This is a genomic window from Chryseobacterium sp. SNU WT5, from assembly GCF_007362475.1.
In the GTDB taxonomy this organism is placed as follows: Bacteria; Bacteroidota; Bacteroidia; order Flavobacteriales; family Weeksellaceae; genus Kaistella.
Map to the genome: position 1 here is coordinate 1,105,355 of NZ_CP041687.1, position 16,105 is coordinate 1,121,459.

19 protein-coding genes are annotated in these 16,105 nt (G+C 34.0%); 14 read left to right on the forward strand and 5 right to left on the reverse strand.

The window, feature by feature from the left end; all coding sequences use genetic code 11:
* Positions 1-34 precede the first annotated feature (34 nt).
* The 9 genes from FNJ88_RS05245 (at position 35) to ribA (ending at position 7,395) form a co-directional block, all read left to right on the forward strand.
* A complete protein-coding gene (locus tag FNJ88_RS05245; RefSeq protein WP_143852172.1) occupies positions 35-1,486 on the forward strand; it encodes a lipopolysaccharide biosynthesis protein in 1,452 nt (483 codons plus the stop codon).
* Position 1,487: 1 nt separating this feature from the next.
* Positions 1,488-1,934, forward strand: coding sequence for a dUTP diphosphatase (gene dut / locus FNJ88_RS05250; RefSeq protein ID WP_143852173.1), 447 nt, complete (start codon positions 1,488-1,490; stop codon positions 1,932-1,934).
* 37 nt (positions 1,935-1,971) lie between these two features.
* Complete coding sequence (locus FNJ88_RS05255) at positions 1,972-2,997, forward strand: sugar phosphate nucleotidyltransferase (RefSeq protein WP_143852174.1); 1,026 nt, start codon at positions 1,972-1,974, stop codon at positions 2,995-2,997.
* An 83-nt stretch (positions 2,998-3,080) separates the two neighbouring features.
* Positions 3,081-3,875, forward strand: a complete 795-nt coding sequence (locus FNJ88_RS05260) for a DUF4292 domain-containing protein (RefSeq protein WP_143852175.1) — start codon at positions 3,081-3,083, stop codon at positions 3,873-3,875.
* Positions 3,872-5,455 carry a murein hydrolase activator EnvC family protein gene (locus tag FNJ88_RS05265; protein WP_143852176.1) on the forward strand — a complete coding sequence of 528 codons (1,584 nt, stop codon included), beginning with the start codon at positions 3,872-3,874 and terminating at the stop codon, positions 5,453-5,455. Before FNJ88_RS05260 ends, FNJ88_RS05265 begins: the two co-directional genes overlap by 4 nt.
* Before the next feature lie 33 nt (positions 5,456-5,488).
* On the forward strand, positions 5,489-5,695 hold the full coding sequence (locus FNJ88_RS05270; RefSeq protein WP_143852177.1) for a twin-arginine translocase TatA/TatE family subunit: 207 nt from the start codon (positions 5,489-5,491) through the stop codon (positions 5,693-5,695).
* 12 nt (positions 5,696-5,707) lie between these two features.
* Entirely contained in the window at positions 5,708-6,322 is a 615-nt protein-coding gene (locus tag FNJ88_RS05275; protein ID WP_143852178.1) for a DUF4254 domain-containing protein, read from the forward strand.
* Positions 6,315-6,785 (forward strand): hypothetical protein, encoded by a 471-nt coding sequence (locus tag FNJ88_RS05280; protein ID WP_143852179.1) that lies wholly within the window; start codon positions 6,315-6,317, stop codon positions 6,783-6,785. The genes FNJ88_RS05275 and FNJ88_RS05280 overlap by 8 nt, the downstream gene beginning before the upstream one ends.
* A 7-nt stretch (positions 6,786-6,792) precedes the next feature.
* The gene (ribA, locus tag FNJ88_RS05285) at positions 6,793-7,395 is read left to right on the forward strand and encodes a GTP cyclohydrolase II (protein ID WP_143852180.1); all 603 of its coding nucleotides are present in this window, start codon (positions 6,793-6,795) and stop codon (positions 7,393-7,395) included.
* 1 nt (position 7,396) lies between these two features.
* Here ribA and deoD read toward each other — a convergent pair whose 3' ends face one another.
* On the reverse strand, positions 7,397-8,104 hold the full coding sequence (gene deoD / locus FNJ88_RS05290; RefSeq protein WP_143852181.1) for a purine-nucleoside phosphorylase: 708 nt from the start codon (positions 8,102-8,104) through the stop codon (positions 7,397-7,399).
* 146 nt (positions 8,105-8,250) lie between these two features.
* A complete protein-coding gene (locus FNJ88_RS05295) occupies positions 8,251-8,760 on the reverse strand; it encodes a hypothetical protein (protein WP_143852182.1) in 510 nt (169 codons plus the stop codon).
* Between the two features lie 100 nt (positions 8,761-8,860).
* On the opposite strand from FNJ88_RS05295, the gene FNJ88_RS05300 reads away from it, so the two are divergent.
* The 3 genes from FNJ88_RS05300 (at position 8,861) to FNJ88_RS05310 (ending at position 13,094) form a co-directional block, all read left to right on the forward strand.
* Complete coding sequence (locus FNJ88_RS05300; protein WP_143852183.1) at positions 8,861-10,612, forward strand: glycoside hydrolase family 3 protein; 1,752 nt, start codon at positions 8,861-8,863, stop codon at positions 10,610-10,612.
* Between the two features lie 24 nt (positions 10,613-10,636).
* The gene (gene bshA, locus FNJ88_RS05305; protein ID WP_143852184.1) at positions 10,637-11,770 is read left to right on the forward strand and encodes an N-acetyl-alpha-D-glucosaminyl L-malate synthase BshA; all 1,134 of its coding nucleotides are present in this window, start codon (positions 10,637-10,639) and stop codon (positions 11,768-11,770) included.
* 61 nt (positions 11,771-11,831) lie between these two features.
* Positions 11,832-13,094 carry a DUF2851 family protein gene (locus FNJ88_RS05310; protein ID WP_143852185.1) on the forward strand — a complete coding sequence of 421 codons (1,263 nt, stop codon included), beginning with the start codon at positions 11,832-11,834 and terminating at the stop codon, positions 13,092-13,094.
* Positions 13,095-13,192: 98 nt separating this feature from the next.
* Here FNJ88_RS05310 and yajC read toward each other — a convergent pair whose 3' ends face one another.
* The 3 genes from yajC to FNJ88_RS05325 are packed head-to-tail and all read right to left on the reverse strand — an operon-like array spanning position 13,193 to position 14,945.
* Entirely contained in the window at positions 13,193-13,519 is a 327-nt protein-coding gene (gene yajC, locus FNJ88_RS05315) for a preprotein translocase subunit YajC (RefSeq protein ID WP_143852186.1), read from the reverse strand.
* 12 nt (positions 13,520-13,531) lie between these two features.
* Entirely contained in the window at positions 13,532-14,038 is a 507-nt protein-coding gene (locus FNJ88_RS05320) for a DUF1573 domain-containing protein (RefSeq protein WP_143852187.1), read from the reverse strand.
* Between the two features lies 1 nt (position 14,039).
* Complete coding sequence (locus FNJ88_RS05325) at positions 14,040-14,945, reverse strand: transcription antitermination protein NusB (RefSeq protein ID WP_143852188.1); 906 nt, start codon at positions 14,943-14,945, stop codon at positions 14,040-14,042.
* 338 nt (positions 14,946-15,283) lie between these two features.
* Between FNJ88_RS05325 and FNJ88_RS05330 the strand changes: the two genes are divergently transcribed.
* Both FNJ88_RS05330 and FNJ88_RS05335 read left to right on the forward strand, forming a co-directional pair.
* Positions 15,284-15,565 (forward strand): hypothetical protein, encoded by a 282-nt coding sequence (locus tag FNJ88_RS05330; protein ID WP_143852189.1) that lies wholly within the window; start codon positions 15,284-15,286, stop codon positions 15,563-15,565.
* 72 nt (positions 15,566-15,637) lie between these two features.
* The gene (locus FNJ88_RS05335) at positions 15,638-15,859 is read left to right on the forward strand and encodes a hypothetical protein (protein WP_143852190.1); all 222 of its coding nucleotides are present in this window, start codon (positions 15,638-15,640) and stop codon (positions 15,857-15,859) included.
* Positions 15,860-16,105 lie beyond the last annotated feature (246 nt).

Genomic DNA, 16,105 nt, shown 5'->3' on the forward strand with positions numbered 1-16,105 from the left:
ATTAAAACAATACATTTGTAAAAATTTATAAGTTTTGTATAAAAAATTACTGGGACAAACTGCAATTTATGGCTTAAGCTCTGTTATTATAAGGGTTTTTCCATTTATAATTGCACCCTTTGTTACTGAGCGATTTGGTCCTTCTGCATTGGCTCCCTTTATCGATTTCTATTCTGTAGCAGGAATCATTATTGTATTGCTATCTCATGGCATGGAAACGACTTTCTTTCGTTTTGCGGAAAAAGTAGATGATTCTAAAAAATTAATCTCAACCGCGACTTTAAGTGTCGTATTTGCTTCCTTGATTTTTGTCCTATTTTTTTATTTATTTCGGACTGATTTAGCAATCGCTTTTAAAACACCAGATCAGGTTAATCTTTTAACTTTAATTGTTATTGTCTTAGGCTTAGATGGCTTAAGTACCATGCCTTTTGTTATTTTAAGAAAAACTGGAAGACCAAAAAAATTCGCAGTCATTAAAATAATTAATGGTGTCGTCAATTTTTTACTGGTCATGTTATTCATTGTTATTCTGCCTAAATTTGGAACTAACGGACTTTTTGGGTTTACCTATAATCCAAACTTTGGAATTGGTTATGTTTTCGTCGCAAACTTAATTGCAAGCGCAGTAACATTTGTATTACTTTTTCAAGAACTGAAAAGTGTAAGTTTCAAAGCATTCGATTGGTCGCTCTGGAAAAAAATGATGGCTTATTCTTGGCCAATAACGATTGCGGGCTTAGCGGGTGTCATCAATGAAACGATGGATCGTCAGTTTTTAAAATATTTACTTCCAGACGGTACGAATACGGAGCAAATGGCAATTTACGGGGCTGTTTGTAGAATCGTTACTTTTATTACGCTTTTTCGGCAAGCCTATCTTTTAGGAATTGAACCTTTCTTTTTCGCACATGCAAAAAATGAAAACTCAGGGAAATCTTATGCAAAACTGATGGATATGTTTGTCGTGGTCAATTGTATATTTCTCATAGCGTTGTGTGTAAATTTAAACTGGATTGCCCCTTTATATTTGAGGAATTCTGACTACAATAGCGGAATAGCTATAGTACCACTTGTTTTGATCGCCGCGGTTTTTTTGGGAATTTATTTAAACATGTCGGTGTGGTATAAACTTTCGGATAAAACTATTTTCGGTGCTTATCTTTCTATTATTGGGGCAGCTGTTACGGTTGGGATCAATATTTATTTTATTCCAATGTACGGGTTTTGGGCTTCAGCATGGGCAACTTTATTATCCTACTTCTCTATGATGACTGTTTCGTACTTTCTGGGTCAGTATTATTATCCTGTTCCTTATCATATGAAAAAAATCATTGGCTATCTCAGTTTAAGTATTCTATTTTCAGTCATTTCTTATTATCTATTTAAAGGAAATATTTTCATTGGAAACACATTATTATTAGTATTTTTAGCCATTGTAGTATATGTTGAAAAAGATATTTTAAGAAAACTCAGAAAATCTTAATATGAAAATAAAAATCATTAATAAATCCCAAAATCCTTTACCAAAATACCAAACTGAGCAATCTGCAGGAATGGATTTATATGCGAACCTGGACGAAAGCATTACTTTGAAATCACTGGAACGAAAACTAATTCCCACCGGATTATTTTTAGAACTTTCTGAAGGTTACGAAGCTCAGGTTCGGCCACGAAGTGGATTAGCTATAAAAAATGGGATCACGGTGCTCAATTCCCCAGGAACTATTGATGCAGATTACCGTGGTGAAATTGGCGTTATTTTAGTAAATTTGTCAAAAGAGGAGTTCATCATTAATAGTGGTGACCGAATTGCGCAAATGGTGATTGCCAAATATGAAACCGCAGAATGGGAAACAGTAACAACCCTTGCTGCAACAAATCGCGGCGAAGGTGGATTTGGCAGCACTTCAAAAACAGAAAACAAACACTAATAAAAAGGTGAGCTTCACCAAAAAAATATAATTAAATATGAAAATTATAGTTCCCATGGCTGGACGTGGCTCTAGACTAAGGCCACATACTTTGACAGTTCCGAAACCTTTAATTCCTATTGCCGGAAAACCAATTGTTCAGCGTTTGGTAGAAGATATTACGAAAGTAGCTGGTGAAAAAATTGACGAAATTGCATTTATTATTGGTGATTTCGGAAGTGAAGTAGAAGCATCACTCATCCAGATTGCCGAAAGTTTGGGAGCCAAAGGAACAGTGTATACTCAAGATGAACCTCTTGGAACTGCTCATGCAATTAAATGTGCGGAAAAGTCCATGCAGGGTGATGTTGTTGTTGCCTTTGCAGATACTCTGTTCAAAGCTGACTTTATTTTAGATAAAAATTCTGATGGGGTGATCTGGGTGAAAAAAGTAGAAGACCCCTCTGCATTTGGCGTCGTGAGATTAGACGATTATGGCTTTATTACTGATTTTGTGGAGAAACCAAAAACTTTCGTTTCAGATCTTGCGATTATTGGGATTTACTATTTTAATTCTGCAGAAAAATTAATGTCGGAGATCAATTATATCATGGATAACGACATTAAAGTTGGGGGTGAATATCAACTAACTACTGCTCTTGAAAACCTTCGTCAAAAAGGAGCGAAATTCTCCTTAGGTAAAGTTGATGACTGGATGGATTGCGGAAATAAAAATGCTACCGTAGAAACCAACGGGAAAGTTCTGGAGTATGAAAGAGAAAACGTTGCGCAGTACCCTGCATCTGCAAAAATTGAAAACTGTTTGATAATTCCACCATGTTTTATTGGGGAACATGTTGAGATTTCTAATTCTAAAATTGGACCTTATGTTTCTCTAGGAAATAACACGAAAATCATCAACTCTAATATTGACAATTCATTGATTCAGGAAAATACGACCATCGATCACGGAAATCTTAGTAATTCTATGATTGGAAATTCCGCACAATATTACGGGGTGGCTCGGGAGATTTCTTTAGGAGATTTTTCAGTGCTCGATTTCTTGTCCAAGAACGAACATTAAACGTATTAATTTTGATAGACAAAACATTTAAATCGGTTTGGCGTTATAATGGTAACTTTTGAATTTAATTTCAAAAAAATTCAATGAAAAAATACATTTTATCTACACTTGTTGTACTAACTTTAGCATCCTGTAAAACCAAACAGGCTACTGATCATCCTATTGATACTAACGTAACAATGGTCTCTAATGCTGCGTTCTTTAAGAAAATAAATTCTGACCTAAACTTTCAACAACTCAAAATCAATACGAAAATCACTGCAGAAACAGGAAAATTTATTCCGCAGTTAGATGCGACGATTTACATTGAAAAAGACCAGAAAATATGGATCAATATGGTCGCGATCTTTTTAAATGTTGGTCGTGGGATTGCTACCCCAGAAGGAATTAAAGGTTATGAAAAATGGAATAAAACCTACATCGAATCCGATTTTGCTTATCTCAACAAACTTTTAAATGTTAATTTTATTGATTACAAATCCTTCCAGAATTTACTACTTGGTCAGGCATTTATTCCCGTGAATGAAAATAACTTTCAAGTATCTAAAACCCCCGAAGGTTATCAACTGAAATCCACAAAAAACCTGCATTTCGAAACTGATGGCAAAGTCACTGAATATTCAGCTACTTTAGATTACAGTCCAGAAATGAATCTAAACAAAGTCTCTTTGCAGAAAATTAATTCATCAGACTATTTAGAAGTTTCTTACGGCAATTGGGACAATTTCGAGAATATACCTTTACCTAGAAATGTTAAAATAATAATAAAAGACAACAAAGACAGCCAAATTTTACTAGAAAACACGAAATTTGACCGTTCTAAAATGGAAACGCCGTATTCCGTTCCGTCTAATTATACGAAAACTGAGATTAAATGATAAAAAAAGTAAGCTTTTTAATAGGAATTTTTTTGTTTGCTTTATTGTCTGCACAGAAGAAAGAACAGCTTCAACAACAAAATACTGAACTTAAAAAGCAGATTGCAGCTATTAATTCTAACTTAGCAAAAACTCAGCAACAATCAAAGTTGTCTATATCGTACCTGAATGAGGTCAATAAAAAAATACAGCTTCGCGAAAAGGTTTATACGAACACCCAGAAAGAGAAAAAGCTCATAGAGGATGAAATTTATTTACGACAACTCGAAATCAACAGACAAAATAAAGAGTTAGCGGTATTAAGAAAAAATTATGCAGAGGTTTTAGTAAAAGCGTACAAAAATAAGGGTGTTCAGAATAAAGTAACCTTCATCTTATCGTCCAAAAATTTAGGTGAAGCTCTAAGAAGAGTACAGTACCTGAAGGATTACTCCGACTACCAGGACAAAAAAGCAGCTGAAATTTCTGATGTTGCCAAAATGTTGCTACAAAACATAAATCTAAAGCAAAAAGCGGCTAAAGACAAAGAAATGATTCTCTCTAATCAGCAAAAAGATTTGTTGACTATAGAAGTAGAGCGAAAGCAGAAAGAAAGTCTTTTAGAAGACTTTAAGAAAAATGAAGTTGCACTGACCAGTGAGTTGAAAAAGAAGCAAACCGAATCGAAACAATTGGAAGGGCAAATTCGTTCCATTATCGCTGAAGAAATCAGAATTGCAAAAGTTAAGGATGCTGAACGAAAAAAAGAAGAAGCAGAAAAAATGCGACTGGCAAAAATTGCTTCTGATCGAGAAAAAGCACGGATAGATGCCGAAAATAAAGTGCGAATGGAAGCATTAGCTTTAGAAAAGAAAAAAGCAGATGATGAAGCTCGCAGATTAAAAGAAATATCTGACCGTAAAGCTGCGGAAGAAGTTGACAAAGCTAAATTAGCTGCAATCGCAGATGCTAAGAAAAAAGAAGATTCACGTCGTTCTGCTGACGCAGAGAAAGCTGAAGCGCGTAGGCTAGCTGCAGCAAAAGACGCTGCTGAGGCTGCAGCTAATGCAAAAGCTGCTGCTGATAAAGCGGCAACTGCAAAAGCTGCCGAGGCCAATATGGCCAAGAAAAATAATGATGAAAAAAAGGCTGCTGAAACCAAAGCAATGACTAATTATGGGGTTTCGTCTGCCGTTGAAAATAATTTCGCAGCCAACCGAGGAAAAATGGGAATGCCTGCCTACGGTACTATAACACATCGTTTTGGAAGACAACCGCATCCTGTTTTTAAAAATATCGTAGAAGAGAATAATGGAATTAAGATTTCTGTGGCAAAAGGAACTGTGGCAAAATCTGTTGCACCTGGCGTTGTTTCTCGTATAATGCCTGCTGCTGACGGGTCAAAAACGGTCATGGTAAAACACGGCGATTATTTCACGATCTATGCAAATTTAGCAAACACAATGGTATCCGCCAATCAAAAGATCTCTGCAGGAACTTCTATAGGGACGGTGGCTTCTGATTTTGATGGAACCTACACGCTAGATTTCCAAATTTGGTCTGGGACAAATCCAGTAGACCCTTTAAGTTGGGTTAATTAAAAAAATAACATAACTTTGCATAAAATAATGGATATGAATACATTAACTATATTGGCACTTTCTTGGCAACATTTATTGATTGTTGGAATAATTATTTTGGTTTTTTTCGGTGGACGAAAAATCCCAGAAATGATGAGAGGCCTTGGTTCAGGAATTAAGGAATTTAAAGATGCCGTAAAAGAAGACGAGCACAAAAAACCGGAACAACCAAAGAGCAACTCAAATTCCACTACCCCTTAAATAAATCCCGTAATGAATTTTACAGAAACTGCCTGGAAAATATTCAATCAATCTATTGCTGACTATCATCTTGCGGACAATGTAGATGCCATCATAAAAAATCCCTATCCTGACGAAAGTTTGGAATGGCTTTTGTATGCTAAAAATTGGATTGATACCGTTCAATGGCACCTAGAAGATATTATACGAGATGAAAATATAAATCCAACTGAAGCATTGGCAATTAAAAGAACAATTGATGCTTCTAATCAGAAAAGAACTGATTTGGTAGAGTTTATTGACAGTTGGTTTCTTGAAAAATACAAAGACAGTGCGACAAACGCAAATGCGAAAATTAATACAGAAACACCAGCCTGGGCGATTGATCGCCTGTCGATTCTTGCATTAAAAGTCTATCATATGAATCTTGAAGCTCAACGTTATTCTGCAAGTCAAGAGCACAGAAATAAATGTTCTGCTAAACTTAATGTTTTACTAGAGCAACAAAAAGATCTTTCTGAAGCGATTAATCAATTGCTTATTGATATAGAGAACGGTAATATTAAGATTAAAGTCTACAAACAGATGAAAATGTATAATGACGATACCCTTAATCCGGTCCTTTATCAAAATGTGAAAAATGAATAAAGCTAGGTTTGGATATATTATAATACTGCTATTCGCTCTATCCTGTTCTGCGGAAAAGATTAATTTGTCCCCGATCGGCAATTCAATTGCTGAGATAGACTTAGAAACAACTTCTTATAATTATAAGGAGCGGAAAAATTTTATTATCTATTCATCAGAAATCACCAATTTACTTTCATCTTTTCCTAAATTTAGAAACGAAGCTCTTAATAATGAGATTGCAAAACTGAAATATCATTTAAAGGACTATATTGGTGCTACGGAAGCGTATAACATTAATGGTCGAAATAACGCACATCGTAATTTTGAAAAATCGTACAAAAAACTTCAAAAGCTGCGTAAATTTCTAAATAAAGACGAGGATCAAGTGCTAAACAGATACCTCGTTAGAATTAAGACCAATATGACTTTCTTAGAAAGTAATTTATCCAAAGATTCAATCGCCCTACCCCCAAAAAATTAAGAACGTCATGTTAAAAATCCAAGCAGAATCTAATGTACCTACAGCGTACGGAGAATTCCGCATGATTGCATTTGCAGAAGTAGAAACTGACTGGATGCCACATCTTGTAATTATTGCTAAAAATACCGACTTTTCAAAACCGGTAAATGTAAGATTTCATTCCGAATGTATTACAGGGGAGGTTTTTCACTCAAAAAAATGTGAGTGTGGACAGCAACTTGATGCAGCTATGAAATTTATGCATGAAAATGGGGGAATGATCATCTATCTCCGACAGGAAGGTAGAAATATTGGCATCATTAATAAGCTAAAAGCATATGCGTTGCAGGAACAGGGCTTTGATACTGTAGAAGCTAACCTTCGATTAGGACTTCCTGCAGATGATAGAAACTTTGAGAGCGCAATTGAAATCTTGAACATTTTAAATATTAAAGATATCAATCTTTTGACCAACAATCCCGACAAGTTGCAATTTGTAAAAAACAGCAACATAAGGTTGAATAAAAGAATTCCTTTGCAGATGAACTCTACAAAGGAAAGTGAAAATTATTTGAAAGTTAAAAAAGATTATTTCGGTCATCTTCTTGACGATGAGACGACTTTATTCTAATTTACATTAAAACAGCTGTTTCTAAAGCCAGTTCAATCATTGTTTTCAAAGCGGTTTGTCGCTGGTCCGCAGAAATGTGATCGCCAGTAGGTATTACATCTGAAACAGTTAACAACGCAGCCGCATTTTTTCCTAAGTATTGTGCGTTTGCAAAAAGAGCAAAAGCTTCCATTTCTACCACAGAACAATTATATTTCTGCGCGATAGCGGGTATAGAAGAACTCTTTGTATAAAAAATATCACTGGTATGAACTGTCGTAGGTTTAATTATAACTGATGAATTATTTGCACATTCATTGATCATATTAAACACGTTTCCCTGATGAGATAATTTATCATCTTCAATTTCCCAAGCATATTTTGCGTACGTAGATTCACTCGCTGCAAATTCTACATTTAACAAATCGAACACTTTTAAATCTGTAGTGTAAGCACCACAAGTTCCAATTCGGATAATTGTATCAACATCAAATTCCGTAAATAACTCGTAAGAATAAATTCCTATACTGGGAATTCCCATTCCACTGGCACCCACAGAAACTTCTTTCCCTTTGTACAGCCCTGTGTAATAAAAAATATTTCTGGTTTGGCTAACCAGCTTTACTTCTGTTAAGAAATTGTCAGCAATATATTTCGCTCTTAAAGGATCTCCTGGCAGTAAAACAGTTTTCGCAATTTCACCTTTTTTTGCAGCGATGTGAACACTCATAAATATTATTTTTAAAATGAATTTTAAATGTAAGGAATTTCAATGATAAATTGAACACCTTGGTAATAGTCTTAAATCAAGAAAGCTCAATGTTTTCCATTGAGCTTTGAATTTAATATACTAATTATTAAATACTTAAACGATAATTAGTCACGATCTGGAATGTTATAAAATTTTAATACACTCTCATAGTCTCTATAATCTACTTGCGCGTTCTTACCTTGTAACGCTGGGATCAGAACAATTCTAAAACGTTGATTATTGAAGTATTCTGCTGCCTCGCCTGTTGTAATCTCTGTTGGTAAATTAAAATTATTATCATCAATTCTAATTTGTACTGTTTGGGTATCAAACACGAAATTATAATCAAATTTCCTGTTAGTTGGAAAAGACACAACATCATCTAAATAAACTGTTTTAGGAATAAGTTGCCAGGAATCGCTTAATCTTCTGTAAACTAGTACAACATCTGTACTGTTTAAATTTATTCCTTGCTCGATAGCATATGAATTACCGACATTTAAACTACCTGTAACATCTGTCATTACTGCAGTTATTGGTTCAGGAACAACAACGTCATCATTCCGGTCATTACAACCTATTATAGCTGAAAAGCTGAAAATTGCCACTACTGATAGTATAAAATATTTTTTCATCTTGAAGGGTTTATGGGTTAATTAATATTAAATTGTCAATATTTATGCCAATGGATAAAATTAAAAAATTGTATTTTTGTTTTCATCTATAATATAAAGAATGAAAAATCTTAAAATTCAAATATCCTTTTTCTTATTTCTCTTTATTTGTACGCCATTAAGCATTTACGCTCAATATATTCCAAAAAATATTTCATCAACTGATTTGCAAAGAGCAAATCAATGGGTAGACAAAACTTATCAATCTTTATCGCAAGATGAAAAATTGGGGCAACTGTTTATCGTCGCTTTATACACCAATAAAGATGAAGCTCATATCAACGAAGTCCGAAACATTGTTTTAAAGGATAAAATCGGAGGATTGATCTTAATGCAGGACGATGCTGCGCGTGAAATTAATCTGGTAAACGAATTTCAGCGTGAATCAAAAATACCTTTGATGATTGGTATGGATGCTGAATGGGGACTGTTTCAAAGAATTGCGACAGCTCATAAATTCCCATGGGCTATGACACTTGGTGCTATTCAGGATAAAAGTTTAATTACGGAAATGGCGGCAAAAATTGCGGAAGACTGTAAGAGAATGGGTATCAACTGGGATTTTGCACCAGTTGTTGATGTGAATACCAATCCTAATAATCCTATTATTGGTAATCGTAGTTTCGGCTCAGAAGTTCAAAATGTCGTGAATTCAGCGATGGCTTACTCCAATGGTTTACAAGACAACAATATCTTGGCAGCGATCAAACATTTCCCAGGACATGGCGATACTGATAAAGATTCTCATCTTGATTTACCAGTAGTTTCTCATTCTTTGAAAAGATTAAATGAAATAGAGATTGCACCATTTAAAGCATTGATGGACAAAGGAATCGGCGGAGTTATGGTTGCCCATCTTTATGTTCCAGCATTAGAAAAAACAAAAGGAATTCCCGCTTCAATTTCTAAAAATATCATTACTGGACTTTTAAAAGAACAATTGGGATATAAAGGTTTAATCATCACCGACGCTCTTAATATGGGTGCAGTTGCAAATAAATTCAAAGCTGGCGAATTAGATGCGATGGCTTTTAAAGCAGGAAATGACATTATGCTCTTTTCCCAAGATGTAGCAATGGGGAAAAGATTGATTCAGCAGGCAATCACCAACGGAGAAATCTCACAAGATAGAGTTGAAGAGAGTGTAAAGAAAATTTTATTGACTAAATATTACCTGGGTCTGAGTAAATATGATCCTAGAGATCCAACAAATATTATTGAAGATTTAAATAATGCTTCACATTCAGAAATTGTTCAAAAAATGTATTCTCATGCATTGACTTTAATTAAAGACGAAAAAAAGATGCTTCCGCTGAATTGCAAGGAAACTTACTATTATGTTCCGATGGAGGAAGCTCCGTATCAAACGTTCTTGGATCAGTTAAATCTAAACACAACGGTAGTCGTTAAAAAAGCTTCAGAAATTTCCTCTATTCCGATAAATTCGAAAGTGATTGTAGGTTTTCATAAAGATAATTCCACCGCATATAAACCTTATAAAATCTCTGCAGAAAGTAAGAGAGTTTTAGCTGAACTGACCAGAAATCAACAGGTCATCTTAGACGTTTTTGGATCTGCATACGCTTTGAAAGATGTTGATATTTCTAAAATATCAACGGTTCTGGTTTCTTACGAGAATAATGACGACGCTATGATCGCAACTGCAAAAGCACTTGGTGGTCAAACTAAAATATGGGGCAAACTTCCCGTTTTAGTGAATGAAAACTTAAGAGCAGGAATGGGATTAGAACTCAATCCTTCTTCCAGAATAGACCTTCCGTCCCAACAAAATACAAAAACAGTAATTGAGTAATTTCAATTTTAAAAAAAATAAATAATGAAAATAGGGATTCTCTGTTATCCAACTTATGGTGGAAGTGGCATCGTTGCTACGGAACTTGGTATGGCACTCGCAAATAAAGGTTATGAAGTACATTTTATAAGTTCTGCATTGCCTGCGAGATTAGACATCACCAATCCTAATATATTTTTTCATAAAGTAAACGTGCAGACCTATCCCCTGTTCCAATATCAACCCTACGATATTGCGCTTTCGTCTATGATTTACCGAGTCGTAAATTTATATAAATTGGATTTACTCCATGCGCATTACGCCATTCCTTATGCTTACGCTGCATTTACTGCAAAGCAAATGCTGAAAGAAGAAGGTAAAGATATTCCGTTGGTAACAACCCTTCACGGAACAGACATTACCTTGGTAGGACAACACCCAAGCTACAAACACGCAGTTGAATTCTCTATTAATCAATCCAATACGATCACATCCGTTTCTGAAAGCTTAAAAAAAGATACCCTACAATTATTTAAAATCACCAAAGAAATTCAGGTAATCACCAATTTTATTGATAACGATGAATTTCAAAAGGAATCAGATTGTAGGCGAAATCATTTCGCAACGAAAGAAGAAAAGATACTCATCCACGTTTCCAATCTCCGTCCGGTAAAGCGGGTACAAGATGTTTTACAGATTTTCAAAAATGTAAATGCAAAAGTAAAATCCAAACTGATCATCATCGGAGAAGGTCCTGATATGGAAATTATCAATGAGTTTCTAGAAGACCATCCAGATTTAATTGGAAAAGTTCGTCTGCTCGGAAAAGTTAATGATCTTTATAAAATCCTTCAACTTTCTGATGTATTTTTACTTCCTTCGGAACAGGAAAGTTTCGGTTTGGCAGCTTTGGAGGCTATGGCCGCAGAAACTCCCGTAATTAGTTCAAATGCAGGCGGTATCCCAGAGGTTAATATTCAGGGAGAAACCGGTTATCTTACAGAAATTGGAAATGTTGAAGCAATGAGTAATTACACTATTAAACTCCTGAGCGACGAAAAGCTTCTCATTCAAATGAAGAAAAATGCCAAGGAACAAGCTTTAAAATTTGATTTAAAAAACATCCTGCCCGTTTACGAAAAAATGTATGCCGACACCCTGCATCATTTCCAAAAATAGTTATTTCACTCTTTTCTAATCAGAATTTGCTTTGTTACTTTGTGATTAAAGGGTTCTGACCATGAATGAAAAATTACTCCAATATCTGTGGAATTTCAAAATTTTCAATAATTTTGATTTTAAAGATGTACAGGGAAATACTCTTGAGATCTTAGAATTTGGAACTTGGAATTTTGATTCGGGGCCAGATTTTCTTTTAGGTAAAATTAAAACGAAAGACTTAGTTTTAGTTGGAAACATAGAACTTCACGTGAAATCTTCGGACTGGATCTTCCACCGTCATTCTGGCAATCCCGAATTTAAGAATATTATCGCACACGTAGTATTCATCCATGATATCGAAATTGAGGAATTTACAGACAACAACATTCCGACCTTAGAATTAAAAAATTATATTGATGAAAAACTGCTTTCAAAATATCAACTGCTGTTAGAGCAAACTCAATTCATTCCCTGTGAGAAAATATTTGACATCAAGCATTTACCGGTAAATTTCCATGAAGAAAATCTACTGAAGAAACTAGATGTAAAATCGATTGAAATCGAGGAAAGATTGCAAACCTTCAAGAACAATTACGAAGCTGTTTTGTTTCATCAACTCGCCTACGCGTTCGGATTAAAAGTAAATGCACCGCTATTTAAGCAACTAGCAGAAAGTATAAATTATACCATCTTCAATAAAATCAGGCAGAATCAAACCCAATTAGAGGCACTTCTATTCGGAATGTGCAACTGGCTGGAAAATCCGCTAGATGAACAAACTACAATATGGAAACGTGAATTCGAGTTTTTGAAAAAGAAATATCAGCTATCAGAAACATTTATCCATCCTAAGTTTTCAAAATTGAGACCACCGAACTTTCCTACCATTCGCCTTTCCCAATTGGCGTCCCTCTATCATGCTAATCAAAATCTCTTTTCAAAATTGATTACTGCAAAAAATATTGACCAACTCTACTTTATTTTTACAAAAGTAGCAGCCAGTGAATATTGGTATAACCATTATAATTTTGGCAAAATCTCTCCGGTACAAACTGAGAAAAGGTTAACTAAGGATTTTATAGCGCTTATTCTTATCAATGCCGTTTTACCTTTAAGATATACTTATCATAAAAATACTTCAGCGAGTATTGTAGAAGACATTTCCACCTTGTACCAGAATATTCCTGCCGAAAACAACACCATTATCGAAAACTGGAAATCCTTAGGAGCTCATCCTAAAAACGCACTCGAATCTCAATCTTTACTATATCATTATCATCATTTATGTCTCACAAAAAACTGCTTAAACTGTAGTATTGGGCTAAGTTTAATGAAATCTTGATTCCCATATTAACCAAATTGTAAATGAAACAATGTTATCTTTTTTAAAGTAAAAAAGCAACCCGAAAAGGTTGCTTTATATTTTAGTAACGACAGAAATTACTTTGTTTCTGTCGTGTTATCGGGAAAACGCTGTTGTGTGAATTCTCTAGAAATCGCTGCTTTTTCAAACTTCAATTTTCCTGAAAGTGTTTCTATTACAACCCCATCTTCCTGAATTTGAGCAATTCTTCCATGCATACCCGAAGTAGTCACTATTCGGCTGCCTACTTTAATTTCTGCTTGAAAATTTTTCTCTTGTTTTGACTTCTTCATTTGTGGGCGAATCATAAGGAAATAAAACCCTACGAACATAAGACCCATCATTAGCATTGTTGGCATCATAGAACCTTCTGCTCCGGCTGCCTGTAAAAATATTGTTATCATTATATAAATTTATTAAGGTTGAATATCGGCAGAGAAACTCAGCACGATCGGTGTTTTCTCTACGTTTGCGAAAACTTCTGCTTGCTTATTAACCATTCCATCAAAATCGGAAGAGTTAAACTTTAAAGTAATTTTCCCTTTCTTCCCAGGAAGAATTGGTTCTTTTGTATAATCCGGAACGGTACAACCACAACCAGGTTTAACCTGTGAAATGATCAAAGGATTTGCGCCCGTATTTGTAATTTCATAAATGTGCTCTTTCTGATCTCCTTTTTTTATCTTGCCAAAATCAAAATGTGATTCTGACAATGCGATATTGGTTAGAGGTTTAGACTGCGCAGTTTCTATCATCTCTTTTTGCGCATCTACAACTGGAGCATCTATCACAGAAGCATTACTTGTAGGAGCTTCCACAACGTTTTCTTCTTGAACAACAAGTTGATCTGCTTTTTGATCTTTTTTACAACTTACAACTGTAAACGCGATAATAAAAGGCGCTATTTTAATAAAATTTCTCATATTAACTTCTGTTTAAATCTTTAGTATACTTATCTAAAATCCCATTGATAAAAATGTTAGAACGATCGGTAGAGAAAACTTTGGAGATTTCAATATATTCATTGATAATAACTCTGGCTGGTGTCAAAGGAAAATAGTCCAGCTCTGTTATTGCAGTAATGATAATAATTTTATCAAGTAAAGAAATACGATCAAGATCCCAGTTTACTAACCTGCCTTCCAGTTTTTTCTCATTTTCTTCCCAATGATTCAATGACTCTTTTAAAAGTTTTCGTGTAAATTCGCGATCATCTTCATCCTTGATCATCTTGATTAAAGTGTGACTAGGCTCATTTTCTTTGAAAAATCCTATTGTTTTTTGAACCATAGAATTAGAAATGTGAAAATCATCTGCCCAGCATAATTCCTTTTCTTCAAGATGCTCATGAAAATCTTCGTTTTCAGCAATATATCTTAAAAATAGCTTACCGATAAATTTTTGATCTTCCTCAAAAGAATAGCCATCTTCTTTCATGAAATCCTGATACCTTTTACCGGCAGTCATTCTTTGAAAGGTTTTAACCATCAATTCATCGTATTTGTCCCATTTTAAATCCTGATGTTTAGAAGTAAAAGAAAGCCTTTCCTGATTTTCCTCAATTTTAATCAATACCTGATTAGTGATAAACTTTTTATTTGGATTTGTATCTAAGTCTGTTTTCAAATACTTATTCTTTCCAATTTCGATCTGTCGTTCTGCGAGATCTTTAAGCGCCACTAAGAAATTGAGCTGATAAATATATAAATGATATATTTTATCGATTTCTGAGAACATATTTTTCTCTAAAACATCAAATTTTATGGGGTTTTGATAATAAGAATAAAGTGATCCCACCACCTTTTCACGAATTTGTCTTCTTCCTAACATTTCAAAGAGCTTTTAATGGGTGCAAAGATAGATTATTTGAGTGACTTATTTTAAGTGTAATTCTAAGAAATATTTTTGTTGAAATATTTTTACGTATAATATAAAATATTTTATTTATTTTAGCTTTGTAAAAAAATAACAAATGATTTGTTGCGTATTGTCTGTGTGCGTAAATATCTTAAACAACTTCAGGCAAAATTAAAAAAAACGTTATGATAAAAAAATTAAAATTGAAACATTTATGGTAATTAGTGTTAAGCTTATTAGTAGTTGCTTGTAATAGGGATATAGATTCCACTAAAAGCGACTTCGTTTTATTAAAAGAAAGTACTACAAAAATGTCAAATACATTGCTAGACTTAGGAGCAAGTGGAATTATAAAAAGTGGGGACGTTTATACATTCACTTCTTATAGAGGATTATATTTGCACAAAAAAAAGGAAAATTTATCAAATTTTTCATTTAAATATATTAATAATGAAATTTCGTTTGCAGATACGGACTCTTATAAAATATATTTACAAGACAATAAATTCTTCGTCAAAACACCTTATTTTCAAGGCTCATTAGACAACATTGAGCAAAAGTTTTTGAATGAAGATGCTAAGCTTAATATTTAATTAATATTTTTAGGTGAAGTCACTTCTCCTAATATATCTGGTAAAATCGAATATAATTTATACAAAAATAATATGACAAGCTCTTCAAAGATTAGAGAGGCTTGTTCTTTTTGGGATACTGTTTATAATGTAGGAGTAGGAATGAATGGCGCTGCTGCTAAGGCAAATTTAACTCATAATATTGCAACTGATATGATGGATGGCGACTTAAACGGATGCATAACAATTGGGGCACCTGAAACCAGCACCATAGGAGCTGTAAGTTATGCTACCCAAGCATGGTGTTGTAAATAAATAATCTAATTATGTTATTACTAATTAATCCATATATTATTTTCAGCTTAGCACTGATTATATTTATCACTTATTTATATGCAGTTATGATTGTATATAATGATAAAAAATCATTATTATTTAATATAATCTTGATTATTATTATTCCCATCATAGCACCTTCAGTGATTATTTTAATCCATCTTTTAGAAAAATACAGATATAATTTAAGATAAAAATTGGTCGCAGTTGTTATTTCAAATTTTG